Source organism: Streptomyces sp. NPDC101152 (assembly GCF_044768275.1).
GTDB lineage: Bacteria > Actinomycetota > Actinomycetes > Streptomycetales > Streptomycetaceae > Streptomyces.
In genome coordinates this window covers 72,410-98,939 of sequence record NZ_JBIWPO010000009.1, presented here as the reverse complement: position 1 = coordinate 98,939, position 26,530 = coordinate 72,410, and the positions used below count along the sequence as shown (strand labels likewise).

The window sequence follows — 26,530 nt, the reverse complement described above, 5'->3', positions numbered from 1 at the left end:
GCTGTTCAGGAGGCCACATGGCTGGGGAACCGCAGAAAGACTGCCTGTTCTGCAAGATCGTGGAGGGCCACGTCCCGGCGACGATCGTCCGGCAGACAGACACCACCGTCGCCTTCCGCGACATCAACCCCCAGGCCCCCGTCCACATCCTGATCATCCCCAAGGTCCACTACGACAACGCCGCCGCCCTCGCGGCCGGCGCGCCGGAAATCGCCGCCGACGTCCTCCGCGAAGCGCAGGCCGTGGCGGACGACGAAAAGCTCGAAAGCTACCGCACCGTCTTCAACACGGGCCCCGGCGCCGGCCAGACCGTCTTCCACGCCCACGCCCACATCCTCGGCGGCCGCGGCCTCCAGTGGCCCCCCGGGTAACCCGCCGTGTCGGTACGTGAATTGGTCGTCCTCGGCACAGCGAGCCAGGTCCCGACCCGGCACCGCAACCACAACGGCTACCTGCTCCGCTGGGACGGCGAGGGCATCCTCTTCGACCCCGGCGAGGGCACGCAGCGCCAGATGCTGCGCGCCGGGGTCGCCGCGCACGACCTGAACCGCATCTGCGTCACCCACTTCCACGGCGACCACTCCCTCGGTCTCGCGGGCGTGATCCAGCGCATCAACCTCGACAAGGTCCCGCACGAGATCACCGCCCACTACCCGAAGTCCGGGCAGCGCTTCTTCGACCGCCTGCGGTACGCGACGGCCTACCGCGAGACCGTCGGAATCACCGAGGCGCCGGTCGACAGCGACGGCCCCCTCGCCACCACCCCGGCGTACACCCTGGAGGCCCGCCGGCTCTCCCACCCCGTCGAGTCCTACGGCTACCGTCTCACCGAACCCGACGGCCGCCGTATGCTCCCGGACCGCCTCGCCGCGCACGGCCTCACGGGCCCGGACGTGGGCCGCATCCAGCGCGAGGGCTCGCTGAACGGCGTCTCGCTGGACGAGGTCAGCGAGGTGCGCCGCGGCCAGCGGTTCGCGTTCGTCATGGACACCCGCCTGTGCGAGGGCGTGCACGAGCTCGCCGAGGGTTGCGACCTGCTCGTCATCGAGTCGACCTTCCTCGACGAGGACACCGACCTCGCGACCGAGCACGGCCACCTCACCGCAGGCCAAGCGGCCACCGTGGCCCGCGACGTCGGCGTACGGCATCTCGTGCTGACGCACTTCAGCCAGCGCTACTCCGAGCCCGAGGAGTTCGAACGGCAGGCGCGGGCGGCCGGCTTCGAGGGCGAGCTGACGGTCGCCCAGGATCTGCTCCGGGTCCCGGTTCCGAAACGTCGGTACTGCACCATTCCGGGGGATAACCCCCGGACCCCCAGCAGAAAAGCAGGTCAGCAGGGGTGGCCGACGCGGACACCGCGAGGCGAACTCGAGTAAGAGCACCCGTACGATGCTGTGATGCCCCTCCCCAAAGCGGAACTGCACCTCCATATCGAAGGCACCCTGGAACCGGAGCTGGCTTTCGAGCTGGCCGCCCGCAACGGCGTCGAGCTGCCGTACGGCGACACCGACGAGCTGCGCAAGGCGTACGCCTTCGAGGATCTCCAGTCCTTCCTGAACCTGTACTACGAGCTCATGGCCGTCCTGCGCACCGAGCGGGACTTCGAGGACCTGGCGAACGCCTACATCGCCCGCGCCGCCGCCCAGGGCGTCCGGCACGCGGAGATCTTCTTCGACCCGCAGGCACACCTCGCGCGGGGCGTGGAGATGGGCACGGTCGTGGAGGGGCTGTGGCGGGCGCTGGGCAGCAGCGAGGCGAACCACGGCGTCTCCACCCGGCTCATCCTGTGCTTCCTGCGCGACGAGTCCGCCGAGTCGGCCCTCGCGACCCTGCACGCCGCGAAGCCGTACCTGGACCGGATAACCGGCGTCGGCCTCGACTCGGCGGAGGTCGGACACCCGCCGGTGAAGTTCCGCGAGGTGTACGAGGCCGCCGCGGCCCTGGGCCTACGGCGGGTCGCCCACGCCGGTGAGGAGGGGCCGCCCAAGTACATCACCGAGGCGCTGGACGTGCTCGGCGTGGAGCGCGTCGACCACGGCCTGCGCTGCGTGGAGGACCCGGCGCTGGTCGATCGGCTGGTCCGGGACCGCGTACCGCTGACCCTCTGCCCACTCTCCAACGTCCGCCTGCGCACGGTCGACACCCTCGCCGACCACCCGCTCCCGGCGATGCTCGAAGCGGGCCTGATGTGCACGGTCAACTCCGACGACCCGGCGTACTTCGGCGGCTACGCGGGCGACAACTTCGAGGCCGTGCACACGACCTTGGGCCTGTCGCAGGACCAACTGCGCGACCTGGCCCGCAACTCGTTCCTCGCCTCTTTCCTCGAGGACGACGAGGAACGACGGGCCCGCTACTTGGCCGAGGTGGAGGCCTACGAGTTCTAGTGCCGCGGCACTAGGGGGTGTTGTGGAAGTCCAGTGCGGTGCCCGCGGTGTTCGGTGCGTGGCCTCGGCGTGCCGGACGAAGGTCCTGGATGGGGGTCCCCCCGCTCGAGCGTAGCCGAGAGTGGGGGAGGAGCTACTCGGGCCTTTGGCCGGTGCGGCGAGTGGGGGTACCCCCTCTGGGGGAGCGTGCCGGGCGCCGTGGGTGCTGTGCGGGGCTTTCAAAACACCCCCTAGGCCGCCTTGGCAACGTCCGGCGCGCTCTCGCGCCCCGACAGGGGCGCGGGGCCGGGTCGATATGCGGCTCCGCCGCGGGGCGTGACAAGCCCCCACCGACCCGCACGGGAGGCGACCACGGTCATGGGAACGGCGATCACGAGCAACCCCAGTGCCAACACCATCCCCATCACCGAAAACCCAGCCTGCGAGGACAGCACACTCCCCGTGAGGGGCCCCGCCGCCGTTCCCAGCGAAGACGCCGACCCCACCAGCACCGCCCAACGCCCCCGCGGGTCCAGGCAGGCAGCCAGGCCGATGACGTACGACAGCACCACCGGGTAGAGCAGGTTCCACGCGATCTCACCGCCCGCGAAGGAGGCCAGGTCGCTCGCGGAAGCGCTCAGCACGATGCAGCCCGCGATGAGCGCCGTACCGCCCCCGACCGGAACCGCCCGTCCGAGGCGCGGACCGACCGCGCCGGCGACCGTCACGCCCAGCAGCCCCGCGCCGAGCGCCACCGCGAAGACCGCGCCGACGGTGGCCTCCGTCAGGTGTGCCTGGGTCAGGCCGATTTGGCCGCTGACGCCCCACAGGGCGTTCTGCGCGAGGGACCAGCAGAGCATCGTGGCGGCGAGGACCGCGCCTGAGCGGCGGTGGGGGAGGCGGGTGCCGGCGAGGGGGCTGTGCGCGGTCGCCGTGCGGACCGGGAGGCGGCCGGTGAAGGGCCAGACGGCGAGCGCGGTGAGGGCGATCGCGGCGAGCGGCTGGCCGTGGCCGGGGCCGAGGTGGGGGACCGTCAGATAGACGGCGCCGGCGAGGGCGGAGACGCAGAGCAGGCCGACGGTGGTCGTGCGGTGGGGGTCGGGCTGGGCGGCGATGCCGGTGGCGGCCACCGTGGTCGCCGTACCGGAGCCGAAACCGCCGAGCAGGGCGGCGGCGACGACCGCCGGGATGCTGTCGGTCAGCGCCGCGGTGCCGTAACCGAGGACGGCGAGGGCGAGGCCGACGCGGGCCAGGGTGCGGGCGCCGATCCGTTCGACCCGCGAGGCGAGGACGAAGCCCGCCGACGCCGAGCTGAGCAGCAGGGCGCTGCCGAGGGCGCCCGCCTGGGTGGCGGTCAGGGGCAGCCCCGAGTCCAGGCGGCCGACGGTGGTGGGGAGCAGGTAGGGGGCGAGGTACCCGGCCGTGAAAAGGGCGACGAGGGGCCAGGCGACGGTGCGAGGGGCGAACACGGGCGTTCCCAGGGCATGCGAAAGAAGCGGCTCAAGAAGAGGGTTGGGCGCAGGCCGTCGACGGACAGGAACGCGCGAGCAAGTTGTATCAAGCACGCGGTTTGTGGAAGAAGCCGAACGGGTGTGATGTGGCACACGTTGCGTTTGGGGTGGGTGGGGTCGGGTAGAAGTGCGCCCCGCTCAGCCGGTCAGAGCTCAGCTGCTCAACGCCAGTGTGCCGAGCCCCCCGAACCCGGTGCCGTCGCCTCGATCTTCGCCCTGATCTCCCGCATCACCGCGACGATCCGCTCCTCGTGCTCCGGCGTCAGCCGGGCCACCGGCACTGAGCAGCTCACGGCGTCCTGTGCCGGGACCTCGTAGCGCAGTGCGAAGCCGAAGCCGACGATGCCGAGGACGCCCTCCTCGCGGTCGACCGCGTACCCGCGCGCGCGGACCTGTGCGAGGTCGGCGGCCAACGACTCCCTGGAGGTGAGGGAGTTGGGGGTGAGGGCCGCGTACGGACCCTCGGGGAGGTCCTCGTCGGGCCGTTCGGCCAGCAGCGCCTTGCCCAGCGCGCCCACGTGCGCCGGCAGGCGGCGGCCGACCCTGCTGATCGTCCTCAGGTATTCGTGCGACTCGCGGGTGGCGAGATAGGCCACGTCCCGGCCGTCCAGGCGTCCCAGGTGGATTGTCTCACCGAGCGCCTGGGAGGCCTCGTCGAGATAGGGCCGGACGAGACGGACCCGTGGGTCGGAGTCCAGGTAGCTCGTGCCGGTCAGCAGGGCGTGGATGCCGATGCCGTAGAGGGAGCCGGTGATGTCCGTGCGGACCCAGCCCCGGCTGATCAGGGTCTGCAGCAGGGCGTACATCGAGCTGCGCGGCACCTCGAGCGCCTCGGCCAGTTCCTGCAGCCGTGCCGGGCGGTCGCCGCGCGCGGCGAGCAGTTCCAGCAGTTCGACCGTCCGTGCCGCGGACTTCACCTCGCGGACGCCACCGCCTGTCTCCGACATGGGCCGATGGTAGTCCGCCGGTGACCGGACGTTGACGGGCCGCCGTTCGCCTATCTAGTCTTTGTCTCCATACGTAGATGACATCTATATGGGGAGACCTCGTGAGAGGCGAGACGGAAACAACCGCGCGAAGGCTGCGGGACGGCATGGACAGCGGAGTGCTCTCCTTCCCGCTGACCTCCTTCCACGACGACGGCTCGCTCGACCCGGACGGCTTCCGCGCCCACGTCGCGGCCCAGCTCGCCACCGTGCCCGGCGCCCTCTTCCCCGCCTGCGGCACCGGCGAGTTCTTCTCGCTGGACGAGGACGAGTACCGGCAGGTCGTCACCATCGCCGTCGAGGAGTCGGCCGGCCGGGTGCCCGTCGTCGCCGGCACCGGGTACGGCTGGGCCCAGGCCGCCCGCTTCGCGCGCATCGCCGAGGAGGCAGGCGCGGACGCCCTGCTCGTGCTGCCGCACTACCTCGTCGCCGCCCCGCAGGACGGGCTCGTCGGCCAGTTGGAGCAGATCGCCGCCCGCACCCGGCTCCCGCTCGTCGCCTACCAGCGCGGTCAAGTCGCTTACACGCCGGACTCGTTGCGGCGGATCGCCGGCATCCCCAACGTCATCGGCCTCAAGGACGGCCACAGCGACCTCGATCGCCTCCAGCGCCTCACCCTCGCCGCACCCGAGGGCTTCCTGTTCTTCAACGGCGCCGCCACCGCCGAGATCCAGGCCCGCGCCTACGCCACCGTCGGCGTCCCCGCCTACTCCTCCGCCGTGCACGCCTTCGCGCCCGAGATCGCGAACGCCTTCTTCACCGCCCTGCGCGCCGGCGACGACAAGAGCGTGGACCGGCTGCTGCGCGACTTCTACGTCCCCCTCGTCGAACTCCGCGACCGGGTGCCGGGCTACGCCGTGGCCCTCGTCAAGGCGGCCGCCCGGCTGCGGGGACGGCCGGTCGGTCCCGTCCGCGCCCCGCTCACCGACCCCTCGCCCGCGGACCTGGCCGACCTCCGGACCCTTCTCGCCACCGGACTCGACCTCGTAGGAGCCTCCCTGTGAACCTCACGATCACGGACGTACGGCTGACCCCGATCCTGGTTGCCGACCCCCCGCTGCTCAACACCCAGGGCGTGCACCAGCCCTACACCCCCCGCCTGATCGTGGAGGTCGTGACCGCCGACGGGATCACCGGGGTGGGCGAGACGTACGGCGACACCAAGTACCTGGAACTGGCCCGCCCGTTCGCCGAGAAGCTGCGCGGACGCCAGGTCAGCGACCTGAACGGGCTGTTCACCCTCGCCGACGAGGTCGCTGTCGACGACACCCGGGTCTCCAGGCAGGTGGACGTCGGCGGACTGCGCGGCGTCCAGACCGCCGACAAGCTGCGCCTGTCCGTCGTCTCCGGCTTCGAGGTGGCCTGCCTGGACGCCTTCGGCAAGGCGCTCGGCCTGCCGGTGCACGCGTTGCTCGGCGGCAAGGTCCGCGACGCCGTCGAGTACAGCGCGTACCTGTTCTACAAGTGGGCCGCCCACCCCGAGGGCGTCGCCGGGGAGAAGGACGACTGGGGTGCCGCCCTCGACCCGGCGGGCGTCGTCGCGCAGGCGCGGCTGTTCACGGAGCGGTACGGGTTCACCTCGTTCAAGCTGAAGGGCGGCGTGTTCCCGCCGGAGGAGGAGATCGCCGCCGTACGGGCGCTGGCGGAGGCCTTTCCCGGCCACCCCCTGCGCCTCGACCCCAACGGGGCCTGGTCGGTGGAGACCTCTTTCAAGGTCGCCAGGGAACTCGGGGGCGTCCTGGAGTACCTGGAGGACCCCGCGCTCGGCACGCCCGCGATGGCCGAGGTCTCCGCCGGCACCGACGTGCCGCTGGCCACCAACATGTGTGTGACGACCTTCGCCGAGATCAAGGAGGCGTTCACCCGGGACGCCGTGCAGGTCGTCCTCTCCGACCACCACTACTGGGGCGGTCTGCGCAACACCCAGCAACTCGCCGCGATCTGCCGGACCTTCGGTGTCGGGGTCTCCATGCACTCCAACACGCATCTCGGGATCAGCCTGGCCGCGATGACCCACGTCGCCGCCACCGTGCCGAACCTGCACCACGCCTGCGACTCGCACTACCCCTGGCAGTCGGAGGACGTGCTCACCGAGCGCCTGCGGTTCGAGGGCGGCAAGGTCACCGTGTCCGACACGCCCGGCCTGGGCGTCGAGGTCGACCAGGAGAAGCTGCGCGTCCTGCACCGGCGGTGGCTCGACGACGACGGTGCGCTGCGCGAACGCGACGACGCGGCGGCGATGCGGGTCGCCCACCCGGACTGGGTCACCCCGGCGGTGCCCCGCTGGTAGCGCGGAGGACGGCGCGGCGGGGCGTGCGGTGGCCGCCGGGGCGTGAGCGGCGGCAGGCTGTCAGTGATGTGGTGCACACTGACTGGATCCGCACCATGTCAGGGAGTGCACCGTGATCGCGCCCAACGCGCCCAACGCGTCCACCGGAAAGGGACCGTCGCCCCTCGCACAGGGACACCGGGGTCAGGACCAGGTCGACCCCCTGGCCGCGCTGCGCGCTCCCGGTGACCCGCCCTGGGACGTGTACCTGACCGGCACGGTCTTCCTGGACATCATCTTCACCGGGCTCGACTCCGCCCCGGTGCGCGGGACCGAGTCCTGGGCCCGCGGGATGGGGTCGAGCCCCGGCGGCGTCGCCAACATGGCCACCGCACTGGCCCGGCTCGGCCTCAGGACGTCCCTGGCGGCCGCCTTCGGCGACGACCACTACGGGGAGTACTGCTGGGACGCGCTGGAGACCGGCGAGGGCATCGACCTCTCCCCGTCCCGCACGGTCCCCGGCTGGCACTCCCCGGTGACCGTCTCCATGGCCTACGAGGGCGAGCGCACCATGGTCTCCCACGGCCACGAGCCGCCCCCGGAGGAACCGGCCCCCGACCACCCGCCGTACGCCCGCGCCGCCGTCGCCTCCCTCACCCCCGGCAAGCGGGCCCCCTGGATCGCCCAGGCCGCGAGCCGCGGCACCCGCGTCTTCGCCGACGTCGGCTGGGACGACACCGGCGCCTGGGACCTCGCGGGCCTCGCCGACCTCGAGCACTGCGAGGCGTTCCTGCCCAACGCGGAGGAGGCCATGCGGTACACGGGCGCCCAGTGCCCCCGCGCCGCCGCCCGCGCCCTGACCGAACACGTGCCGGTCGCCGTCGTCACCCTCGGCGCGGAGGGCGCCTACGCCGTGGACCGGCGCACCGGCGAGACCGCGGAGGTGCCCGCCATCGCCGTCGAGGCCCTGGACCCGACGGGAGCGGGAGACGTGTTCGTCGCCGGCTTCGTCACCGGCACCCTCGCGGGCTGGCCGCTCGCCGACCGGCTGGCCTTCGCGGGACTGACCGCCGCCCTGTCCGTGCAGGAGTTCGGCGGCTCCTTGTCGGCACCGGGCTGGTCGGAGATCGGCGCCTGGTGGCGCAGGGTCCAGTCGGTGGAGGGCCAGGACCCGCAGGCCCTGACCCGGTACGCCTTCCTGGAGGCACTGGCACCCGTGGAGGAGCCGTCCCGCCCGTGGCCGCTGCGGCGCGCGGTGCCCACGATCGGGTTCGGGAGGTCGGGATGAGACGGGCGTGAGCCCGTCAGCCCGCGGTGACCGTGCTCCGTACCGTCCCGTCGGGCCCCGCGAGCAGCACCGGCGTCCGCTCGCCGCCGAGGTCCCGAACGGCCGCCCGGTCCTGCTCGGACACCGACTCGGCCGCCGTCACCACGGCGGCCGCCTCCAGCGACTTCGCGCCCGAGGCCACCGCCATCGCGACCGCCGTCCGTAGCGCGCTCAGCTCCAGCGAGGGAAGACTCACCGTCCCGGCGACGTACGTACGGCCGGTCTCGTCGCGTACGGCCGCCCCCTCGGGCACACCGTTGCGGGCCCGCGCGGAACGGGCCAGGGTGACGATCTTGCGGTCCTCGGGGTCGAGCGCGCTGCTGTCGGTCATGGGGCGAGCATACGTAGCCGTACCGCCGCTATCCGGCCAAGGGGTACATCGTCCCGCGCCGGCCCTCGGGCGAGGCCGGCCACACGCCCCCACCTGGCCGGTCTGGCTCGCCGTGACCGCCGTCTTCCTGGCCACCACCTCCGGCGACCTGCTGTCGGGCGTGCACACGGTTCTGGCGATCGACGCGGCCGTGGTGCTGCTCGCCGCCGCACTGGTCGCGGCGGGAAGCGCTCAAGGGCGGTCGAGACGAAGGCGCTCGGCGCGCGGTAGACCGGCCACGACCAGGTCGTACGAGTCCTCGATGAGCTCCCGGACCAGCCGGTCCGGGAGCTTCCCGTCCACCGTGACCGTGTTCCAGTGCCGCTTGTTCATGTGGTAGCCGGGGACGATCAGACCGGGGTGGTCGGCGCGCAGGCGGACGGCGTCCTCGGGGTCGCACTTGAGGTTGACGGTCAGCGGACGCGCGCCGAGGCTGCTCAGCGCGAACAGCTTGCCCAGGACCTTGAAGACCGAGATCTCCGGGTTGAACGGGAAGTCCTCCACCACCGCGTTGAAGGACAGACAGAAGCCGCGCAGCTCCTCGGGGGTCACTCGGCCTTCTCCTCCTCGGGCACCTGAGCCGGTTCCACCGGCTCCACCAGCACTGTCACGATCTTGTTCCGGCGCCCGGCCGACGCCTCCGCGGTCAGCCGCAGCGCCCGCCCGTCCGGGAGCTCGACCACGCTCGACGCCCCCGCGATGGGCACCCGGCCCAGGGCCTTCGCGAGCAGCCCGCCGACGGTCTCCACGTCCTCGTCGTCGAACTCGTCGAGCCCGTACAGCTCGCCGAGGTCGGTGATGTCGAGGCGGGCCGTGACGCGGTGGCGGTCCTCACCGAGGTCCTCCACCGGCGGGAGCTCACGGTCGTACTCGTCGGTGATCTCGCCGACGATCTCCTCGAGGATGTCCTCGATGGTGACGATGCCGGCCGTGCCGCCGTACTCGTCGATGACGACGGCGACGTGGTTGCGCTCCTGCTGCATCTCGCGCAGCAGGTCGCCGGCGTTCTTGGTGTCCGGCACGAAGGCCGCGGGGCGCATCGCCGTCGACACCAGCTCGCTCTCCGCGTCCCGGCTGATGTGCGTCTTGCGGGCCAGGTCCTTCAGGTACACCATCCCGACGATGTCGTCCTCGCTCTCCCCGGTCACCGGGATGCGCGAGAAACCACTGCGCAACGCCAGCGTCAGGGCCTGACGGATCGTCTTGTAGCGCTCGATCACCACCAGGTCCGTGCGCGGGACCATCACCTCCCGCACCAGCGTGTCGCCCAGCTCGAAGACCGAGTGCACCATCCGGCGCTCCTCGTCCTCGATCAGCGACTCCGCCTCCGCGAGGTCGACCAGTGCCCGCAACTCCGCCTCGGAGGCGAAGGGACCGCGCCGGAAACCCTTGCCTGGGGTCAGCGCGTTGCCGATCAGGATGAGCAGACTGGGGATCGGCCCCATGATCCGCGCGAGCGGCAGCAGCACGTACGCCGCCGCGGTGGCCGTGTTGAGCGGGTGCTGGCGGCCGATGGTGCGCGGCGAGACACCGACCGCGACGTACGACACCAGCACCATCACGCCGATCGCGACGAGCAGGGCACGGGTGGTACCGGGGAACTCCTGCAGACAGGCGTACGTCACCAGGGCCGCCGCCGCCATCTCGCAGGCCACGCGCACCAGCAGGGCGACGTTCAGATAGCGGGTCGGGTCGGCGGCGACCTGCGCCAGCTTCGCGCTGCCGCGGCGGCCGGAACGCACCGCCTCCTCGGCCCGGAAACTGGAGACACGCGCGAGGCCCGCCTCCGCACAGGCGGCGAGCCACGCCACGACGACCAGGGCGACCGCGCCCGCGACGATCTGCCCACTCATGACACGGTCGGGGCCGGGGACGGGCCACTGAGGCCCTTCTCCGCGCGCCAGCCGTCCACGATGGCCGCCTGCAGACCGAACATCTCGGCCTTCTCGTCCGGCTCCTCGTGGTCGTAGCCCAGCAGGTGCAGCACCCCGTGGACGGTGAGCAACTGGAGCTCCTCGTCCATGGAGTGCTGCGTCGGGGCTTCCTCGCCCTGCTTCTTGGCCACCTCGGGACACAGCACGATGTCACCGAGGAGGCCCTGCGGGGGCTCGTCGTCGTCCTTCGACGGCGGCCGCAGCTCGTCCATCGGGAAGGACATGACGTCCGTCGGCCCCGGCAGGTCCATCCACTGGATGTGCAGCTGCTCCATGGCGTCGGCGTCCACGACGATCACCGAGAGCTCGGAGAGTGGGTGGATGCGCATCCGCGCGAGTGCGTAGCGGGCGATGTCGAGGATCGCCTGCTCGTCGACCTCGGTTCCGGACTCGTTGTTGACGTCGATCGACATGGCGCTGTGTGTGTCTACTTCCCCTTGTGCCCGGACTTCCCCCGGCCGCCCTTGTGGGTGCCGTTCTCCGTGCCGTGCGTGCTGTCGTACTTCTCGTACGCGTCGACGATACGGCCGACCAGCTTGTGCCGAACGACGTCCTGGGACGACAGGCGGGAGAAGTGGACGTCGTCGAGCCCCTCGAGGATGTCCTGCACCTGACGCAGGCCCGACTTGGTGCCGTTGGGCAGGTCGACCTGCGTCACGTCGCCGGTGATCACGATCTTCGAGTCGAAGCCGAGCCGGGTGAGGAACATCTTCATCTGCTCGGGGGAGGTGTTCTGGGCCTCGTCCAGGATGATGAAGGCGTCGTTGAGCGTACGGCCGCGCATGTATGCCAGCGGCGCCACCTCGATCGTCCCCGCCGCCATCAGCCGGGGGATCGAGTCCGGGTCCAGCATGTCGTGCAGCGCGTCGTACAGCGGGCGCAGGTACGGGTCGATCTTCTCGTACAGCGTGCCCGGCAGGAAGCCCAGCCGCTCGCCCGCCTCGACCGCGGGCCGGGTCAGGATGATGCGGTTGACCTGCTTGGACTGCAGGGCCTGCACGGCCTTGGCCATGGCGAGGTAGGTCTTGCCGGTACCGGCGGGGCCGATGCCGAAGACGATCGTGTGCTTGTCGATCGCGTCGACGTACCGCTTCTGGTTGAGGGTCTTGGGGCGGATGGTGCGGCCGCGGGAGGACAGGATGTTCTGCGTCAGTACCTCGGCCGGGGTCTCCTGGCCGTCGCTCGTCCCGTTCTCGCTCGCCTTCAGCATGGCGATCGAGCGTTCCACTGCGTCCTCCGTCATCGGCTGCCCGGTGCGGAGCACCAGCATCATCTCGTCGAACACGCGCGAAATGAGGGCGACGTCGTGCGGGTCGCCGACCGCGCTGATCTCGTTTCCCCGGACGTGGATGTCGGCTGCCGGGAAGGCCGTCTCGATCACGCGCAGGAGGGAGTCGCCGGATCCCAGCACGGTGACCATCGGGTGCTGGGCGGGGACCGTGAGCTGTGCTCTCGCCTGCTCCTGCGCGGGGGTGTGAGCTGTGGGTGTCTGAGTCATGGGCCGGCTCTGTAGGCCTGCGGTTCCTCCTCGTCAGGGCCGCACAGCTGAGGGCGGCCTCGCGATTCCAAGAGTACGACGGGGCACTGACAACGCCGTAGGACTTTTCGGAGCGGAGTCGCTGGCCGTCACGCTACGGGTACGACCGCTCACGGAACGGCGCCGCACCCGCAGGCTGAAAATCGCCCTTCGCGGAGTCGGCCGGAAATCGTCCTTGCCGCCCCCTTGCCTCTGGCGCATCAATGGAACCGGTAGTTCCGACGGACCGTCAGATCCACCACGCCACCCCCCACCCGGCGCCCCGCACCGCGCCTCCCATCCATCCCCACATGGCTTTCCCACACGGGAAGGGAGCCGGATTCCATGAGAGGCAAACGCATAGGAGCAGGTGCGGCCATGGCGGTAGGGGCCCTCGCGGCCGCTTCGCTGGCGTTCGCGCCCAGTGCCCTCGCCGTCACCCCGCAGTCCGCGACGATCAGCGCGGACTGCGGCAGCTTCGGCAGCGGGCAGGCAACCCTCACCGCCACCCAGGACGGCACGGCGGCCACCATCACCGTCACGTCGGCCGTCACCGCCCCGATCGCCCTGTCGCAGGACTCGATCTCCTCGACGCTCACCCTGGTGAACAACACCACCGGCGCCACCAGCACGTTCAGCGGGACCAAGAACCCCGCGATCGCGGCCGGTGACCCCGTCACCGTCGGTCCCCTCGACGGCACCGTCGCCTCCGGTGACAGCCTGGAGGCCTACGGCGGCTCGCTGCAACTGGTCGTCTTCGGGATCACCGTCACCTGCACGCCGACCGGGACCCAGTCGCCCGGACCGTTCGTGTTCGACTGACACGTCCTTGTGCAGATAGCCAACTGGCCGTCAGTTCCTGGGCGACAGACAGGAACTGACGGTCCATCAGTTCATTTCGGCATCTCCATTGACTTCTCACGCGATCCCCACATCAATGCCCCCAGCGAGCACAGAAGAAGAGGGGGCACACCCATGGGTTCGCAGAACCGAAGACGCCGTATGGCATCGCTGCTCGGGGCGGCCGCGCTCGCGGTCACCGCGGGTGGCGCCCTGGCCTGTCCGGCCGGCGCCGCCACCAACGTGGACTTCCCCACGCACTGCATCCCGCCCGCCGTCGCCGGCATCCCGCCGATCGACGGCACCACCACGGCGAGCATCGCCGTCGACAACGCCGCGCCGAAGGTCGGCGACACCGTCACCGTGACCTACACGGTCGTCAAGCCCGCCGCCAGCAATCCCACCGCGATCGCGCTGCCGGCCGACATCATGACGCCCACCGGCAAGGTCACCCTCGGCGGCGCGCAGACCGGGAGCGTCACGGTCGCCGGACCCAAGAAGAACGACCCGGTGCCGGGCAACGGCGCCTTCCCGTCGTTCTCCATGTCCGGCACCTTCAAGGTCACCGCGCCGGGGGCGATCACGCTCTCGCCCGGCGACTACAACATCCACACCAGCTACGTCCTCGAGCTGGACACCCCGTGCACGGTGACCAACCCGCCCGCCCCGGTCTCCGCGACCGTCACGGCGACGAACTCCACCCCGGTCAACACCCGTGCCATCACGCTCGACAAGGCCTCCGGCAACCCCGGTGCCAGTGTCGTCGTCAGCGGCACCGGCTTCACCGCGGGCGCCACGGTGACCCTGGCCGGCCGCTCCGGGGCCACCCAGACCGCGGACAAGGCCACCGTCACCGCCGACGCGAGCGGCAAGATCAGCGGCCCCCTCGTCGTCAACGACAAGACGACGACGGGGATCGTGGCGTACGAGGGCAGCGCGTACAGCGACGCCCTGGGCGCCGGGCCGGCCGCGTACACGGTCGTCGACAACACCCCGATCCCGGCCGGGAGTCAGAAGCTGACGACCACCGTGAACGCGGGCACGCTGTCGATGTCCCAGGCCGGGGACTCCGTCGCGCTGTCGGCGGTGGACTTCGGCAAGGGCGGGGCCTCGACCGGCAAGCTGCAGACCGTCACCGTCAAGGACTTCCGCGGCGGTCCGGCGGGCTGGTCGCTCACCGGCAAGGTCACCGACTTCACCGGACCCGGCGCGAAGATCGACGCCGGGAAGCTGAGCTGGAACCCCGCCTGCGCCACCAAGGCGGGCAGCCCGAGCACCTGCCAGGCGGGTTCGGCGGGCGCGGTCGGCACGTCGGGGGCGACGCTGGCGTCCACCCCCAACGGCACGCTGACCGGCGGCGAGTTCACGGCGGACGCCGGGCTCTCGCTGGACGTACCGGCGTTCACCCCTCCGGGGTCGTACGCCGCCGTCCTGACCCTCACGCTCAGCTGACCGTACGGGCGTCCGCACCCGCCCGTCCCTCTCCTACCGCCGAAGTCCGTGGGGGTCCGCACCCATGAGAAAGCTGTACGTCCTCCTTCTCGGCCTGTTCCTCGCCGCACTCACCCCGTCCGCCCATGCCGCCGACAACGGCAGCTGGTCCGTCTACCCCGTCTCCTCGAAGATCGCCGCCCGCCCGTACTTCTACCTCTCCGCCGACCCCGGTACGAGCATCTCGGACAAGGTCGTCGTCGCCAACAAGACCGCCGGGCCGCTGACCTTCCGCCTCTACGCCGCCGACGCCTACAACACCGCCCGGGACGGCGGGTTCGCGGTTCGGACGGTGCACGAGACGCAGCATGGCGTCGGGGCCTGGGCCAGGCCCGCCAGGTCCCGGATCACCGTCCCCGCGCACGGCAGGGTCACCGTGCCCTTCACCCTGCACGTGCCCGAGGGCGCCGAACCCGGCGACCATCCGGGAGCGCTGGTCGCGCTGGACGAGCGGATCGACAGGGGCGGCGGGTCTCTGGCGCTCGGCGTGCAGCGCGCCGTCGCGGCCCGCGTCTACCTCCGCGTCGGCGGTCCGACGGTCCCCGCGATCTCCGTCGAGAACGTGCACATCAGCCACAGCCAGCCGCTCGTCCCCGGCTTCGGGACCAGCACGTCGACGATCTCCTACACCCTGCACAACACCGGCAACGTCACCCTCGACCCGAAGGTGGAGCTGCGGGCGAAGGGCCTGTTCGGCCGTACGCTGCTCTCCCGCGACCTGTCCCGCGTCCCGTCCGAACTCCTGCCCGGCCAGCGGGTCCGGCTGACCGAGCCGTGGCGCGGGGCGCCCCAACTCGACTGGGGGGACGTCACGTTGACGGCGAGCGCGCAGGACACCCGGGAGTCGGCGAGCGCGTCCTTCCTCGCGCTGCCGTGGGTGGCGGTGGCGGTGCTGCTGACGGCGCTGGTCGTGGGCGCGGTGTTCGTCGTCAGGGCGCGTCGGGGCCGGGCGGTCGGGCAGGGCTCCGTGCGTGAGGCGGCAGCCGCTCGCGTCCCGGAGGTGAGCTCGTCGCGGAGGTGAGCTCAGAGCGCGTCGGGGCCGCGTTCGCCGGTGCGGACCCGTACGACGGTCTCGACCGGCAGGGCCCAGACCTTCCCGTCGCCGATCTTGCCCGTCTGCGCGGCCTTGACGATCGCGTCGATGACGGCGTCCGCGTCGGCGTCGTCGACGACGACCTCGATGCGGACCTTGGGCACCAGGTCGACCTGGTACTCGGCGCCGCGGTACACCTCGGTGTGGCCGCGCTGACGGCCGTACCCGCTGGCCTCGGTCACGGTCAGGCCGTGCACGCCGATCTCCTGCAGGGCCGTCTTCACCTCGTCGAGGCGGTACGGCTTGACGATCGCGGTGATGAGCTTCATGCCTGGGTGTTGACCTTCTGGGCGGAGGGGACGACGGACGAGCTGACCGGGGCGCCGTGGCCCAGGACGCCGTGATCGTATGCGGTCTCGGCGTGCACCGTAAGGTCCAGGCCGGTGTGCTCGTGCTCCTCGGCCGCCCGGAAGCCCATGGCCTTGTCGATCAGTTTGCCGATGCCGTACGTCACGGCGAAGGCGTACGCGGCCACGACCACCACCGCGACCGCCTGCCTGCCGAGCTGGGCGAGCCCGCCGCCGTACAGCAGCCCCTCGGTGCCGCCGGTCATGGCCTTCTCGGCGAAGACGCCGATCAACAGGGTGCCGATGACGCCGCCGACCAGGTGGACGCCGACGACGTCGAGCGAGTCGTCGTAGTTCAGCTTGAACTTCCAGCTCACCGCGTACGAGCAGACGACGCCGGCGGCGAGGCCGACCACCAGGGCGCCCAGCAGGGACACCGTGCCGCAGGAGGGCGTGATGGCGACCAGGCCCGCGACCGCGCCGGACGCGGCGCCGAGGGTCGTGGGGTGGCCGTCGCGCCGCTGCTCGACGAAGAGCCAGCCGAGCAGGCCGGTGCAGCCGGCGGCCAGGGTGTTGAGGAACGCGGCCGCGGCGAGGCCGTTGGCGCCGAGCGCGGAGCCGGCGTTGAAGCCGAACCAGCCGAACCAGAGCAGGCCCGCGCCCAGCATCACCATCGGCAGGTTGTGCGGGCGCATCGCGTCCTTCTTGAAGCCGAGCCGCGGGCCGAGGACCAGCGCGAGGGCGAGACCGGAGGCGCCGGACGTGATCTCGACGGGCAGACCGCCCGCGAAGTCCAGGGCACCGAGGTGGTCCACGATCCAGCCGCCCGGTCCCCAGACCCAGTGCGCGACCGGAACGTATACGAGCAGCGCCCACACCGGTACGAACACCAGCCACGCCGAGAACTTCGCGCGGTCCGCGATCGCGCCGCTGATCAGGGCCGCCGTGATGATCGCGAAGGTGAGCTGGAAGGTGGCGAACAGGACGGTGGGGACGGTGCCGTGCACACTGTCCGGGCCGAGGCCCGCCATGCCGGCGTGCCCCAGCCCGCCGAGGAGGCCGGCGCCGATGTCGTCGCCGAAGGCGAGGGAGTAGCCGGCGACCAGCCACACCACCGTCACCAGGGCGATCGACACGAAGCTCATCATCAGCATGTTGAGGACGCTCTTCGTGCGGACCATTCCGCCGTAGAAGAGGGCCAGGCCCGGGGTCATCAGCAGGACCAGGGCGGTGGCGGCGAGCAGCCAGGCGGTGTCACCCGTGTTGATCTGCGCGGCGGCGAAGGTCACGGTCGTCTCCATCGAGGTGGGGGCTCGTCAGAGGGTCACCGGTGTGCGTTTCCGGTTGCGTACGGCTGTGTTTCCGTGACGTTTCGTTGCGTCGGGGTTACCGAATCCTCACGGTACGGCGGGGGTCCGGGGATCAGGGAGAATGGGCGCATGAGCGTTCGTACCCAGTCATCCGAAGAGTCGGGCGAGACCGTCCACCGTGCCGGCTTCGCCTGCTTCGTGGGGCGCCCCAACGCGGGCAAGTCCACCCTCACGAACGCTCTGGTCGGGCAGAAGGTCGCGATCACCGCCGACCAGCCGCAGACCACGCGGCACACCGTGCGCGGCATCGTGCACCGGGAGGACGCGCAGCTGATCCTGGTGGACACGCCGGGCCTGCACAAGCCGCGGACCCTGTTGGGGGAGCGGCTCAACGACGTCGTGCGCACGACGTGGGCCGAGGTGGACGTCATCGGCTTCTGCCTGCCGGCGAACGAGAAGATCGGGCCCGGTGACCGGTTCATCGCGAAGGAGCTCGCGGGGATCCGGAAGACGCCGAAGGTCGCCGTCGTCACCAAGACGGACCTCGTCGACTCCAAGGCGCTCGCCGAGCAGCTGATCGCTATCGACCAGCTCGGCAAGGAGCTGGGGATCGAGTGGGCGGAGATCGTGCCGGTGTCGGCGGTCGGGGACAAGCAGGTGAAGCTGCTCGCCGATCTGCTGGTGCCGCTGCTGCCGGAGGGGCCGGCGCTGTATCCCGAGGGGGACCTCACCGACGAGCCCGAGCAGGTGATGATCGCCGAGCTGATCCGGGAGGCGGCGCTCGAGGGGGTGCGGGACGAGTTGCCGCACTCCATCGCGGTGGTGGTCGAGGAGATGCTGCCTCGGGAGGATCGGCCTGCGGATCGGCCATTGCTGGACATTCACGCGAACCTTTTCATCGAGCGGCCCAGTCAGAAGGGGATCATCATCGGTCCCAAGGGCAGGCGGTTGAAGGAGGTCGGGATCAAGTCGCGGAAGCAGATCGAGGCGTTGCTGGGGACGCCGGTGTTTCTCGACCTTCATGTGAAGGTCGCCAAGGATTGGCAGCGGGATCCCAAGCAGTTGCGGCGGCTGGGGTTCTGAGGGGTTTTCTCGCCCCCGCCGCCCCTTCCCTTCCCGTCCCCAGGGGGCTCTGCCCCCTGGACCCCCTGTCGGCCCTTCGGACCTCGTCCTCAAACTCCCCCAAAGGGGGGACCCCCAGACGGGCTGGAAGAAGCCGGCGCAGTCAAGTCCTGTAGGCCTACCACCCGTAGCAGACGCAGCCGCTCATGGGATTCCGTTCCCGGGCGGGCCGTGTGGATGATCAGGTGGTGGTGGGCCGTCTCGTTGAGGAGGATTTCGCAGTCCAGTTCCAGGAGGCCGACCGCGGGGTGGCGGAAGCGTTTCGTGGACTGGCGGCGGACGGCCACCTCGTGCTCGGCCCAGAGGCGGGCGAACTCCTCGCTGGACGAGCGTAGTTCGGCCACCAGGGCGGCCGGTTCCGGGTCGTCGGGGCGGGACGCGGCGACCGCGCGGAGGCTCGCCACGTGGCTGCGGGCGTGGGCCGGTACGTCCTCCGGCGGGAACATGTCGCGGGCCGTCGGGTCCAGGAAGAAGCGGCGGAGCATGTTGCGGTCCCGGGGCGGGCGGGCCGACATGTCGCCGCTCAGCGCCCTCGACAGCGCGTTCTGCGCCAGTACCTCGCCGCAGTCCGTCGAGATCATCGCCGGGGTGTCGTGCAGGCGGTCGAGGATGAGCAGGAGGCCCGGGTTGACGTGCGAGGACGTGCTGCCCCGGCGTGGGGGTTCCTCGGCGGCCAGGTGGAAGAGGTGGTCGCGTTCGTCGTCCGTCAGGCGCAGGGCGCGGGCCAGCGCCGTGAGGATCTGCCGGGACGGTCGCGGCCCCCGGGACTGTTCCAGGCGCGTGTAGTAGTCGGCCGACATCCCGGCGAGCTGCGCCACCTCCTCGCGGCGCAGGCCCGGCGTGCGGCGGCGCGCGCCGGCCGTGAGGCCCACGTCGGACGGGGCCAGGCGGGCACGGCCACGGCGCAGGAAGTCGGCGAGTTCGGCTCGGTTCACCCCTCCAGCGTGCCGTCGGCTGTCCGGCTTATCCAGGGTCTGCCGATCCCCCGATCGGCAGGTCTCTCCCGGGTGCCGCAGCCGCGTTGAAGGCTGGGCCGGGAACGAGAGGAGCAGCACATGCTGACATTGGTGACCGGAACGACGGGGCAGGTCGGGCGACGGTTCGTGCCGAGGCTGCTGGCCGAGCGGCGCCCGGGGGAGACCGTACGGGTGCTGGTGCGGGACGCGGCGCGCGGGGAGCCGTTCGCGGCGCTGGGCGCCGAGGTCGTCGTCGGGGATCTGCGGGACGCGGACGTGCTCGGCAAGGCGGTCGCGGGAGTGGACGCGGTGGTGAACGTCGCCGCCGCCTTCCGCGGGGTGCCCGACGAGGAGGCACGGGCCGTCAACCGGGACGCCGCGGTGGAGCTGGGCCGCGCCGCACTCGCCTCCGGTGTGCGGCGCTTCGTGCAGGTCAGCACCGGGCTCGTGTACGGCGTGGGGCGGGGGCGCCCGGTGACCGAGGAGGACGAGAGCCGGCCCGGCGGCGCGATGTGGGGCGCCTATCCGGCGTCGAAGGCCGAGGCCGAGCGGGAACTGCTGGCGATGGAGGGGCTGGACGTGCGGATCGCCCGGCTGCCCTTCGTCTACGGCGAGGGTGACCCGCACCTCGCCCAGTCGCTGCGCTGGGCCGGGCAGTGGGCGGCGACCCAGCGGCTGCACATGGGGCACCACGCGGACGTAGCCCAGGGCCTCCTGCGCATCCTGCACGCGCCCGGCGGCGCAGGCCGGATCTACAACATCGCCGACGACGCCCCGGTCACGGCGGTCGAACTGCACCAGCTCAACGGGGCCGAGGTGCCCGCCGAGCTGTACGAACGCAGCGATCCCGACCCCTGGCTCGGGGTCATGTCCACCGACCGTATCCGGCGGGAGCTGGGCTACCGTCCCGTGTATCCGTCGGTCTACGCCGCCCGGGACGCCGGCGCGCTGTAGGTCAGTCCACGTTCCGGATGCGTCCGACCAGCACCGCCCCCGCCAACCCGATCACCGCAGACACGAGATACAGCATCCGGTATCCGCCCAGGTAGGTGACGATCGGTGCGGCGAGGGCGGGGGCGGCCACCTGGGGCAGGGCGTTGGCCACGTTGATCACGCCCAGGTCCTTGCCGCGGTCCAGGGCCTTCGGCAGGACGTCGGTCATCAGCGCGAAGTCGACCGAGGTGAAGACGCCGAAGCCGATGCCGAGCACGGCGGCGGCGACCACCGCTCCCGGCCAGGTCTGCCAGGCGGCCAGGGCGCCGGTCGCGACCGCCATGAGCACGCCGGACCAGATCACGAAGGGCTTGCGTCGCCCGATCCGGTCCGACCACACCCCGCCCACCACGACCGTGGCCAGCAGGGTCACGCCGTTGACGGCGGTCAGGACCAGCACGCCCTGCTCGGGGTCGTGGTGGTGGAGCCGGTCGCGCAGGTAGTAGAGCAGGTACAGCAGCACCAGTGCGTTGCTGAGGTTGATCAGGAAACGGGTCAGCCAGGCCCACCCCAGGTCGGGATACCGCCGCGGACTCAGCCAGAACCCGGCGAGGAAGCCGCGCCAGGACCACTCCGGCCGGTCGGCGACGTCCAGCCGCAGATCCGGATGCCGGAGCACGTACGGCAGCACCCCCACCAGCGTGAACACCGCGCAGGCCACATAGCCGGCCCCGATCCCGCCCGCCACCGTCGCGAGCCCCGTGCCGCCGACCACGCCCAGGATCTGCGCCACCCCCAACCAGCCGCCCACCGAGCCCCGCTGGAACCGTGGCACCCGGTCCGGCACGGCCGCCGTCACCGCCGCGAAGGCCGCGTTCAGCGTCAGCTGGACCAGGCACCAGCCGAGCGTCATCGTCGCCATGCCGCCCGCACCGGCGAGGACCAGCAGCGACAGCGCGCCGCCCGCCGCCCCGGCCACGATCCAGGGCGTACGGCGGCCCCAGCGCGCCGTCGTCCGGTCCGAGAGCGCGCCGAAGAACGGGTTGGCGACCAGGGAGACCAGCGCGCCGATGCCGGTCACCCAGGCCAGCATGGTCTCCTTCGACATGCCGGATCCGGACGCGAAGTCCTTCGCCTGGGAGGCCAGCAGGATCTGCAGGGGGCCGTACCAGCCCACCCAGATCGCCCCGTTGGCGAGGGAGAGGGAGGCGGTCCAGCCGCGGCCGACCCGTTCGACCGGCTCGGCGAGGGCCCGCGGTGGGCGGGTGGTCGTCATCTCTGCGCCCGCAGGACGTCCTTGAACCACTCGTAGGAGGCCTTCGGCGTCCGCGCCTGCGTCGCGAAGTCCACGTGGACCAGGCCGAAGCGGCGCGCGTAGCCCTCCGCCCACTCGAAGTTGTCCAGCAGCGACCACACGAAGTACCCGCGCACGTCCACGCCCGCCTCCGACGCCCGGTGCAGGGCGCGGAGATGGCCGTCGAGGTAGGCGATGCGGTCCTGGTCGTCGAGGCCGTCGTAACTGCAGCCGTTCTCGGTGATGACGATCGGGGGCAGCCGGTCGCCGTAGCGGTCGCGGAAGCCGGTGAGGAGTTCCGTCAGGCCCTCGGGGACCACGGGCCAGCCGAAGTCGGTCACCGGGACGCCCTCGATCTCCCTGACCGAGAAGGGCAGTTCGGCGGGGATGGTGAGGCCGCCGAACTCGATGTCCGCGCCCTGCGGGGCGCCCACGCGGGTCGGCGCGTAGTAGTTGACGCCGTACCAGTCGATCGGCTCGGCGATGACCTTCAGGTCGGCCTCCACGTCGCCCGGCATCAAGTCGCCGATGCCGTCCGGGTACTGGCCCAGCAGGAGGGGGTCGGAGAAGAGCCGGTTGAGCAGCAGGTCGTAGAAGTCGGCCGCCTCGGTGTCGGCCTGTTCCGAGGACGCCGGCCAGGTCGGGCCGTGCGAGTTGGCGATACCGATGTCCGTGGCACCGGCCGCGCGCAGGGCCCGTACGGCCAGACCGTGGGCCAGCAGCTGGTGGTGGGCGACCGGGAGCGCGTCGAACATGAGCTGCTTGCCGGGCGCGTGGGCGCCCAGCGCGTGCCCCAGCAGGGTGTGTTCGGCGGGCTCGTTGAGGGTGATCCACTTCCGCACCCGGTCGCCCAGCCGTTCGGCGACCACCGACACGTACTCCGCGAACCGCGCGGCCGTGTCCCGTTCCAGCCAGTCCAGGGCGACGGGCAGGTCCCAGTGGAAGAGGGTGGGCACCGGGCGGACGCCCGCCGCCAGCAGTTCGTCGACGAGACGGTCGTAGAAGTCCAGGCCGCCGGGGGAGTTCACCCTCGGCCAGGAGATCGAGAAGCGGTACGCGTCCACGCCGAGGCCGGCCAGGAGCGCCACGTCCTCGCGGTAGCGGTGGTAGTGGTCGCAGGCCACCGCCGCCGTGGAACCGTCCTTCACCCGTCCCGGCTCGGCCGTGAAGGCGTCCCAGACCGAGGGCTCGCGCTCGTCGGCCGCGCCCTCGATCTGGTGGGCCGAGGTCGACACGCCCCAGAGGAAACCGGCCGGGAAACGGGGTATCGGATTGCCTGCATCAGTCGCCATGGGCGGATCATCCTTACCGCCGGTAACGGAAGTCAACGCCCTGGCGTCAAACGGTGGTTACGTCGGTGGTCACGCCCCTTCCTTCAGGACCCGGGAGATCAGTTGCCGCTGCTCCTCGGTGAGCCGGGGATCGGCGGCGTACACCGTCCTCGTGCCGACCGTGATCTCGTAGCTGAACCCGTCGGGCACGCCCACCGGCGGCGTGGCCCGGCCGGAGGCGAGCGCCTTCTCGGCCAGGGCCCGCCACTCGTGCGCGTCGGGCAGCCCCGAGGTGTCCACCTCGGCGCTGCGCTCGATGCCCGCGAACCCGCCCGTGCGCCTCACTCGAATACGCATGGGACCGTGTCTAGTACGGAACTACGCCGTGCGCACCCCGACCTGCTCCCAGGCCTTGAGAACGGCCTGAAGCTCCTCCCCGTCGTTGTACCGGGCCTTGGCCGCCGCGACGGTGAGCTTGGCGAAGTCCGTGAACAGGGCGTCCTTCTTGAGCGCGCCGCCGGTCAGGACGTCGTACCAGATCTGACCCGCCTTCTCCCAGGCGTGGCCGCCGAGTGCGTTCGCCGCCAGGTAGAAGGCGTGGTTGGGGATGCCGGAGTTGATGTGGACGCCGCCGTTGTCGCGGCCGGTGCGGACGAAGTCGTCCATGGTCCCCGGCTGCGGGTCCTTGCCGAGCGTGGGGTCGTCGTACGCCGTGCCCGGCTCCTTCATGGAGCGCAGCGCCTTGCCGGAGATGTGCGGGGCGAGGAGGCCCGCGCCGATCAGCCAGTCGGCCTCGGCGGCGGTCTGGCCGAGCGTGTACTGCTTGATGAGCGAGCCGAAGACGTCGGACAGCGACTCGTTGAGGGCGCCGGACTGGCCGAAGTAGGTCAGATTGGCCGTGTACTGCGTGACGCCGTGGGTGAGTTCATGGCCGATGACGTCGATCGGGATGGTGAAGTCCAGGAAGATCTGGCCGTCACCGTCGCCGAACACCATCTGCTCGCCGTTCCAGAAGGCGTTGTTGTAGTCCTTGTCGTAGTGCACGCTCGCGTTGAGCGGGAGTCCGTTGCCGTCGATCGAGTAGCGCTCGTAGGCCTTCAGGTACAGGTCGAAGGTGGCGCCGAGGCCGGCGTAGGCGCGGTTGGCGGTGGCGTCCTTGCCCGGGGCGTCGCCCTCGCCGCGGACCTTGGTGCCGGGCAGGTCGGTGCCGTGGCCGGCGTCGTAGATGGTGCGGTGCGGCTGGTCGGCGGCCGCCGGGGTGGGCGGCGCGACGGTCGGGGCGCCGATGACCGTGGTCAGACGGCGGTGGGTGCGCTCGAAGGCGTCCCGCTCGAGAGTCCTGCGAGCGGGGTTGGCGAGCGCCGGGTCCTCGTGCTGGGCCAGCTTGTCGAGGATGTGCGGCGGCACGACGGTGCAGAAGACGGGCTCTGGGCCCCCGTTGGTCTTCGTCATGCCCGGCACGATGGCACTGCGTTAGCTTGGTGTCACTAGGGGCGACCTTGATTGGTGAAATATAGGGATGATCCAGTCGGGGGTGGTTGCTGTGTGTTATGCAGTGCGGGCGCGCTGTGGCTGGTCGCGCCCACGCGGCGGAGCCGCATATCGATACAGCCCCGTGCCCCTGAAAAGCCTCGGCGGTTCCGCATGCTGATACGGGGGCGTCGATTCCGGGCGACTCCGTTACAGTGGCTCGCATCATGCGTTTCGGGCTGCTTCTTCTTAGCTGCCGCGGCGAGGGCCTGTAGGACAGGTCGACTCCCTCCCCGCGGAGCTTCGTGTTGCGTCGTCGGCCGTCCTTCCGGACACCAAGAGGAGCCCCGCAATCATGGCGAACCGCCAGCAGCCCAGCAGTATGCCGATCCACAAGTACGGGAAGTACGAGCAGGTCGACATCCCCGACCGCACCTGGCCCGAGAAGCGGATCACCCAGGCCCCCCGCTGGCTCTCCACCGACCTGCGGGACGGCAACCAGTCCCTGATCGACCCGATGTCGCCCGAGCGCAAGCGCCGGATGTTCGACCAACTGGTGAAGATGGGCTACAAGGAGATCGAGGTCGGCTTCCCGGCGTCGGGGCAGACGGACTTCGACTTCGTACGGTCGATCATCGAGGAGCCCGGGGTCATCCCCGAGGACGTCACCATCTCCGTACTGACCCAGGCCCGTGAGGACCTGATCGAGCGGACGGTCGAGTCCCTGAAGGGCGCCCGGCGGGCGAACGTCCACCTGTACAACGCCACGGCCCCCGTCTTCCGGCGGGTCGTCTTCCGCGGGTCCAAGGACGACATCAAGCAGATCGCCGTCGACGGCACGCGGCTGGTGATGGAGTACGCGGAGAAGCTGCTGGGCCCGGAGACGGAGTTCGGCTACCAGTACAGCCCCGAGATCTTCACCGACACCGAGCTGGACTTCGCGCTGGAGGTCTGCGAGGCGGTCATGGACGTCTGGCAGCCGGGTCCCGGCCGCGAGATCATCCTGAACCTGCCGGCGACGGTCGAGCGCTCCACGCCCTCCACCCACGCCGACCGCTTCGAGTGGATGGGCCGCAACCTGTCCCGCCGCGAGCACGTCTGTCTGTCGATCCACCCGCACAACGACCGCGGTACGGCCGTCGCCGCCGCCGAGCTGGCGCTGATGGCCGGCGCCGACCGCGTCGAGGGCTGTCTGTTCGGGCAGGGTGAGCGCACCGGCAACGTCGACCTGGTCACCCTGGGCATGAACCTGTTCTCGCAGGGCGTCGACCCGCAGATCGACTTCTCCGACATCGACGAGATCCGTCGCGTGTGGGAGTACTGCAACCAGATGGAGGTCCACCCGCGCCACCCGTACGTGGGCGACCTGGTCTACACGTCGTTCTCCGGCTCCCACCAGGACGCCATCAAGAAGGGCTTCGACGCGATGGAGGCCGACGCGGCCGCCAAGGGCGTCACGGTCGACGACATCGAGTGGGCGGTGCCGTACCTGCCGATCGACCCGAAGGACGTCGGCCGCTCCTACGAGGCGGTCATCCGGGTCAACTCGCAGTCGGGCAAGGGCGGTATCGCGTACGTCCTGAAGAACGACCACAAGCTGGACCTGCCCCGCCGGATGCAGATCGAGTTCTCGAAGATCATCCAGGCGAAGACGGACGCCGAGGGTGGCGAGGTCACCGGCGCCGACATCTGGGCGGTCTTCCAGGACGAGTACCTGCCGAACCCCGAGAACCCGTGGGGCCGTATCCAGGTCAGGAACGGCCAGTCGACCACCGACACCGACGGTGTGGACACGCTCAGGGTCGAGGCGGTCGTCGACGGCGAGGAGACCGTGCTGACCGGTTCCGGCAACGGTCCGATCTCCGCCTTCTTCGACGCGCTGCAGAAGGTCGGGGTCGACGCCCGTCTCCTGGACTACCAGGAGCACACGATGAGCGAGGGTGCCTCCGCGCAGGCCGCCTCCTACATCGAATGCGCGATCGATGACAAGGTCCTGTGGGGAATCGGCATCGACGCGAACACGACGCGTGCGTCCCTGAAGGCGGTCGTCTCCGCGGTCAACCGCGCCGCCCGCTGACGCCTCTGACGTGCTGGTTCGGGGTCCTGATCTCGGTATACGGTGATCAGGGCCCCGTCCCTTTTCGGCCATCTGTTCGTGGAGGTCACGGAAAGGTCTCTTCCGGG

25 protein-coding genes and 1 pseudogene are annotated in these 26,530 nt (G+C 71.0%); 12 read left to right on the top strand and 14 right to left on the bottom strand.

The window, feature by feature from the left end:
* Positions 1 to 17 precede the first annotated feature (17 nt).
* The 3 genes and pseudogenes from ACIRVK_RS14740 to ACIRVK_RS14730 all read left to right on the top strand — a co-directional run bounded on the left by ACIRVK_RS14740 (position 18) and on the right by ACIRVK_RS14730 (position 2,387).
* On the top strand, positions 18 to 371 hold the full coding sequence (locus tag ACIRVK_RS14740; RefSeq protein WP_404246827.1) for a histidine triad nucleotide-binding protein: 354 nt from the start codon (positions 18 to 20) through the stop codon (positions 369 to 371).
* A 6-nt stretch (positions 372 to 377) separates the two neighbouring features.
* A pseudogene (locus tag ACIRVK_RS14735) lies at positions 378 to 1,280 on the top strand (ribonuclease Z); the annotation flags it as partial.
* Between the two features lie 117 nt (positions 1,281 to 1,397).
* Entirely contained in the window at positions 1,398 to 2,387 is a 990-nt protein-coding gene (locus ACIRVK_RS14730; protein WP_404246825.1) for an adenosine deaminase, read from the top strand.
* A gap of 230 nt (positions 2,388 to 2,617) precedes the next feature.
* Here ACIRVK_RS14730 and ACIRVK_RS14725 read toward each other — a convergent pair whose 3' ends face one another.
* Positions 2,618 to 3,835: an MFS transporter gene (locus tag ACIRVK_RS14725; RefSeq protein ID WP_404246823.1), complete on the bottom strand. Its 1,218-nt coding sequence runs from the start codon at positions 3,833 to 3,835 to the stop codon at positions 2,618 to 2,620.
* A 203-nt stretch (positions 3,836 to 4,038) separates the two neighbouring features.
* Positions 4,039 to 4,824, bottom strand: a complete 786-nt coding sequence (locus tag ACIRVK_RS14720; RefSeq protein ID WP_404246821.1) for an IclR family transcriptional regulator — start codon at positions 4,822 to 4,824, stop codon at positions 4,039 to 4,041.
* Between the two features lie 146 nt (positions 4,825 to 4,970).
* Between ACIRVK_RS14720 and ACIRVK_RS14715 the strand changes: the two genes are divergently transcribed.
* The 3 genes from ACIRVK_RS14715 to ACIRVK_RS14705 all read left to right on the top strand — a co-directional run bounded on the left by ACIRVK_RS14715 (position 4,971) and on the right by ACIRVK_RS14705 (position 8,420).
* A complete protein-coding gene (locus tag ACIRVK_RS14715; RefSeq protein WP_404247116.1) occupies positions 4,971 to 5,867 on the top strand; it encodes a 5-dehydro-4-deoxyglucarate dehydratase in 897 nt (298 codons plus the stop codon).
* The gene (locus ACIRVK_RS14710) at positions 5,864 to 7,153 is read left to right on the top strand and encodes a glucarate dehydratase family protein (protein ID WP_404246819.1); all 1,290 of its coding nucleotides are present in this window, start codon (positions 5,864 to 5,866) and stop codon (positions 7,151 to 7,153) included. Before ACIRVK_RS14715 ends, ACIRVK_RS14710 begins: the two co-directional genes overlap by 4 nt.
* 112 nt (positions 7,154 to 7,265) lie before the next feature.
* Positions 7,266 to 8,420, top strand: a complete 1,155-nt coding sequence (locus tag ACIRVK_RS14705) for a carbohydrate kinase family protein (RefSeq protein ID WP_404246817.1) — start codon at positions 7,266 to 7,268, stop codon at positions 8,418 to 8,420.
* A gap of 16 nt (positions 8,421 to 8,436) precedes the next feature.
* Here ACIRVK_RS14705 and ACIRVK_RS14700 read toward each other — a convergent pair whose 3' ends face one another.
* From ACIRVK_RS14700 to ACIRVK_RS14680, 5 genes are all read right to left on the bottom strand, one after another.
* Complete coding sequence (locus ACIRVK_RS14700) at positions 8,437 to 8,790, bottom strand: cytidine deaminase (RefSeq protein ID WP_404246815.1); 354 nt, start codon at positions 8,788 to 8,790, stop codon at positions 8,437 to 8,439.
* A gap of 231 nt (positions 8,791 to 9,021) precedes the next feature.
* The gene (locus ACIRVK_RS14695) at positions 9,022 to 9,381 is read right to left on the bottom strand and encodes an MmcQ/YjbR family DNA-binding protein (protein ID WP_404246813.1); all 360 of its coding nucleotides are present in this window, start codon (positions 9,379 to 9,381) and stop codon (positions 9,022 to 9,024) included.
* Positions 9,378 to 10,682 carry a hemolysin family protein gene (locus ACIRVK_RS14690; protein WP_404246811.1) on the bottom strand — a complete coding sequence of 435 codons (1,305 nt, stop codon included), beginning with the start codon at positions 10,680 to 10,682 and terminating at the stop codon, positions 9,378 to 9,380. The genes ACIRVK_RS14695 and ACIRVK_RS14690 overlap by 4 nt, the downstream gene beginning before the upstream one ends.
* Positions 10,679 to 11,176 carry an rRNA maturation RNase YbeY gene (gene ybeY / locus ACIRVK_RS14685; RefSeq protein ID WP_404246809.1) on the bottom strand — a complete coding sequence of 166 codons (498 nt, stop codon included), beginning with the start codon at positions 11,174 to 11,176 and terminating at the stop codon, positions 10,679 to 10,681. Before ybeY ends, ACIRVK_RS14690 begins: the two co-directional genes overlap by 4 nt.
* Before the next feature lie 14 nt (positions 11,177 to 11,190).
* The gene (locus ACIRVK_RS14680) at positions 11,191 to 12,261 is read right to left on the bottom strand and encodes a PhoH family protein (RefSeq protein ID WP_404246807.1); all 1,071 of its coding nucleotides are present in this window, start codon (positions 12,259 to 12,261) and stop codon (positions 11,191 to 11,193) included.
* Positions 12,262 to 12,624: 363 nt separating this feature from the next.
* Between ACIRVK_RS14680 and ACIRVK_RS14675 the strand changes: the two genes are divergently transcribed.
* From ACIRVK_RS14675 to ACIRVK_RS14665, 3 genes are all read left to right on the top strand, one after another.
* On the top strand, positions 12,625 to 13,101 hold the full coding sequence (locus ACIRVK_RS14675) for a hypothetical protein (RefSeq protein ID WP_404246805.1): 477 nt from the start codon (positions 12,625 to 12,627) through the stop codon (positions 13,099 to 13,101).
* 153 nt (positions 13,102 to 13,254) lie between these two features.
* Positions 13,255 to 14,571 carry a beta-xylosidase gene (locus ACIRVK_RS14670; RefSeq protein WP_404246803.1) on the top strand — a complete coding sequence of 439 codons (1,317 nt, stop codon included), beginning with the start codon at positions 13,255 to 13,257 and terminating at the stop codon, positions 14,569 to 14,571.
* Between the two features lie 64 nt (positions 14,572 to 14,635).
* The gene (locus tag ACIRVK_RS14665) at positions 14,636 to 15,631 is read left to right on the top strand and encodes a WxL protein peptidoglycan domain-containing protein (RefSeq protein ID WP_404246801.1); all 996 of its coding nucleotides are present in this window, start codon (positions 14,636 to 14,638) and stop codon (positions 15,629 to 15,631) included.
* A 2-nt stretch (positions 15,632 to 15,633) separates the two neighbouring features.
* Here the strand turns inward: ACIRVK_RS14665 and ACIRVK_RS14660 are convergent, their stop codons facing one another.
* Together ACIRVK_RS14660 and ACIRVK_RS14655 are read right to left on the bottom strand one after the other, a co-directional pair.
* Positions 15,634 to 15,972 (bottom strand): P-II family nitrogen regulator, encoded by a 339-nt coding sequence (locus ACIRVK_RS14660; protein ID WP_404246799.1) that lies wholly within the window; start codon positions 15,970 to 15,972, stop codon positions 15,634 to 15,636.
* Positions 15,969 to 17,291, bottom strand: a complete 1,323-nt coding sequence (locus ACIRVK_RS14655) for an ammonium transporter (protein WP_404246797.1) — start codon at positions 17,289 to 17,291, stop codon at positions 15,969 to 15,971. Before ACIRVK_RS14655 ends, ACIRVK_RS14660 begins: the two co-directional genes overlap by 4 nt.
* A gap of 138 nt (positions 17,292 to 17,429) precedes the next feature.
* Here ACIRVK_RS14655 and era point away from each other — a divergent pair, with 138 nt between their 5' ends.
* Positions 17,430 to 18,383 (top strand): GTPase Era, encoded by a 954-nt coding sequence (gene era, locus ACIRVK_RS14650; RefSeq protein WP_404246795.1) that lies wholly within the window; start codon positions 17,430 to 17,432, stop codon positions 18,381 to 18,383.
* Positions 18,384 to 18,472: 89 nt separating this feature from the next.
* On the opposite strand, the gene ACIRVK_RS14645 is transcribed toward era, so the two are convergent.
* Entirely contained in the window at positions 18,473 to 19,357 is an 885-nt protein-coding gene (locus ACIRVK_RS14645; RefSeq protein WP_404246793.1) for a helix-turn-helix transcriptional regulator, read from the bottom strand.
* A 120-nt stretch (positions 19,358 to 19,477) separates the two neighbouring features.
* Here ACIRVK_RS14645 and ACIRVK_RS14640 point away from each other — a divergent pair, with 120 nt between their 5' ends.
* Positions 19,478 to 20,332, top strand: coding sequence for an NAD-dependent epimerase/dehydratase family protein (locus tag ACIRVK_RS14640; protein WP_404246791.1), 855 nt, complete (start codon positions 19,478 to 19,480; stop codon positions 20,330 to 20,332).
* Between the two features lies 1 nt (position 20,333).
* Here the strand turns inward: ACIRVK_RS14640 and ACIRVK_RS14635 are convergent, their stop codons facing one another.
* The 4 genes from ACIRVK_RS14635 to ACIRVK_RS14620 all read right to left on the bottom strand — a co-directional run bounded on the left by ACIRVK_RS14635 (position 20,334) and on the right by ACIRVK_RS14620 (position 24,328).
* On the bottom strand, positions 20,334 to 21,587 hold the full coding sequence (locus tag ACIRVK_RS14635) for an MFS transporter (protein ID WP_404246789.1): 1,254 nt from the start codon (positions 21,585 to 21,587) through the stop codon (positions 20,334 to 20,336).
* Positions 21,584 to 22,897 (bottom strand): GH1 family beta-glucosidase, encoded by a 1,314-nt coding sequence (locus ACIRVK_RS14630; RefSeq protein WP_404246787.1) that lies wholly within the window; start codon positions 22,895 to 22,897, stop codon positions 21,584 to 21,586. Before ACIRVK_RS14630 ends, ACIRVK_RS14635 begins: the two co-directional genes overlap by 4 nt.
* A 69-nt stretch (positions 22,898 to 22,966) precedes the next feature.
* Positions 22,967 to 23,233 carry a protealysin inhibitor emfourin gene (locus ACIRVK_RS14625; RefSeq protein WP_404246785.1) on the bottom strand — a complete coding sequence of 89 codons (267 nt, stop codon included), beginning with the start codon at positions 23,231 to 23,233 and terminating at the stop codon, positions 22,967 to 22,969.
* A gap of 21 nt (positions 23,234 to 23,254) precedes the next feature.
* Positions 23,255 to 24,328: a M4 family metallopeptidase gene (locus ACIRVK_RS14620; protein ID WP_404246783.1), complete on the bottom strand. Its 1,074-nt coding sequence runs from the start codon at positions 24,326 to 24,328 to the stop codon at positions 23,255 to 23,257.
* A 373-nt stretch (positions 24,329 to 24,701) separates the two neighbouring features.
* Here ACIRVK_RS14620 and leuA point away from each other — a divergent pair, with 373 nt between their 5' ends.
* Complete coding sequence (gene leuA, locus ACIRVK_RS14615; RefSeq protein ID WP_404246781.1) at positions 24,702 to 26,423, top strand: 2-isopropylmalate synthase; 1,722 nt, start codon at positions 24,702 to 24,704, stop codon at positions 26,421 to 26,423.
* The last annotated feature ends 107 nt before the right edge of the window (positions 26,424 to 26,530 follow it).